Here is a 1,581-nt window from a genome sequence, read left to right as displayed (position 1 = left end):
TGCAACATCTATGGACGGCCCCCACCCTGCAAGAGCGTTTTTCAACGTCACGGCCCGAGGGTCGGTTGCTGCCATCTATCCGGCCTACTGGTGCAGCCCTATGACTGCTGGCCTTGATGAGATCCGCGGATCGACACCCAATCAACGCCTCGAGCTCACCGGCTCGCTGTTGCACGCGGGTTTCGTCGATCCCGGTCCGACCTGTTGTGCCATCACGTCGTCAATTGCCCTCGCAACCGAAGGGGGGCTGTTTGCCGGAATCAGCACAACGTTCCGGCGATAAGGCTGGTCATCATGTTCTCCTCCAACCTCTCTGTTCGATTGTCGGGACCACCTCTCCGTCCCGACCTGTCTTCCTCGAGAGCGCCGCGCGCAGTGTCTGGCAAGGCCGGCCTCTCGGGCCGCCGCGCCAGCGGCTTGGCCTTGCCAGACACGAGCCTGGCGCTATGCTGCTGATGGTCAGGGTCTTGGTCATTGTCAGGCTCCGACGGGTACCGGATCGGGACGGCGGTAAGTCTCCCCGCGCGTCATGACCGCCCACGCAATCCGTGCCGTCTTGTTCGCCAGAGCCACAACAGCCACGTTCACCGGCCGGCGTTCCAGCAGCGTTCTGACCCAGGGCGAGGAGGTCCGCCACCACCGCATCAGGGCGCGGGAGCCGTGGATCAGCATGCGGCGCAGGTAACCGTCACCGGCCTTGGAGATGCCGCCCAGGCGTTCCTTGCCGCCGCTGGAGTTCTGCCGCGGCACTAAGCCGAGCCATGCCGCCAAGTGACGACCCGAGGTGAAAGTCTTGGCATCGCCGATCGTCGCCACCAGCGCCGTCGCGACGACCGGCCCGATGCCGGGCACCGTCAGCAAACGCCGACAGGTCTCATCCCTCTTGGCCTGTTCGATCAGCTGGGCGTCAAGGTCGCTGATCCGCTGCTCGGTGTCGCGCAGTTGATCCACCAGCACCTGCAGCACGGTCTTGGCGGCGGCCGGGATCTGCTGGTCTGCGGGATCTGCAAGCCGTGCTGTCAGCTGAGCAACCTTCTGCACGCCTTGGGGGGCGACGATGCCGAACTCCGCCAAGTGGCCACGCAGAGCATTGATCAGCTGCGTCTTCTGCCGGACCAGCGTCTCGCGCACCCGGTGGATCACCAGGGTACTCTGTTGCTCTTCGGTCTTGATCGGGACAAAGCGCATGCTGGGCCGCTGAACGGCCTCGCAGATCGCCTCGGCGTCCGCCTGGTCGTTTTTGTGACGCTTGACGTAGGGCTTCACATACTGAGGCGGCATCAGCCGCACTGTGTGCCCGAGCCGCGTGATCTCACGAGCCCAGTGGTGAGCCGAGGCACAGGCTTCCATTCCGACCAGGCAGACCGGCAGAGTGGCGAAGAACGCCAGCACGCCGTCTCGGCGTAGACGCTTGGTCAGGACAACCTGACCCCGCTCGTCAACGCCATGAACCTGAAACACCGTCTTGGCCAGATCGAGGCCGATGATCGTGGGCTGCATGGGATGGATCTCCGCTTCCAGAGGGCCAATCCCCTTCAGATAAGTTCACTTACCAGGAAGCGGGGGCCGTCCATCCCATCA

The 1,581-nt window shown here is 64.1% G+C and carries 2 protein-coding genes; one reads left to right on the top strand and one right to left on the bottom strand.

Features of this window, described 5'->3' with window-relative positions; all coding sequences use genetic code 11:
- Positions 1-283: hypothetical protein (locus tag JUB11_RS32390; protein ID WP_207462928.1), on the top strand; the 283-nt coding region annotated here is incomplete at its 5' end.
- Between the two features lie 194 nt (positions 284-477).
- Here JUB11_RS32390 and JUB11_RS32385 read toward each other — a convergent pair.
- Positions 478-1,500, bottom strand: a complete 1,023-nt coding sequence (locus JUB11_RS32385; protein ID WP_207462927.1) for an IS110 family transposase — start codon at positions 1,498-1,500, stop codon at positions 478-480.
- Between the last annotated feature and the right edge of the window lie 81 nt (positions 1,501-1,581).

The sequence above is a fragment of the Azospirillum sp. SYSU D00513 genome, from assembly GCF_017356015.1.
Classification (GTDB): domain Bacteria; phylum Pseudomonadota; class Alphaproteobacteria; order Azospirillales; family Azospirillaceae; genus Azospirillum.
This window is presented reverse-complemented; position numbering and strand designations above follow the sequence as displayed.

Bases quoted from the DNA above. Each gene is read 5' to 3' on its own strand.
- JUB11_RS32385 (WP_207462927.1), bottom strand. From the start codon at position 1,500: ATGCAGCCCACGATCATCGGCCTCGATCTGGCCAAGACGGTGTTTCAG.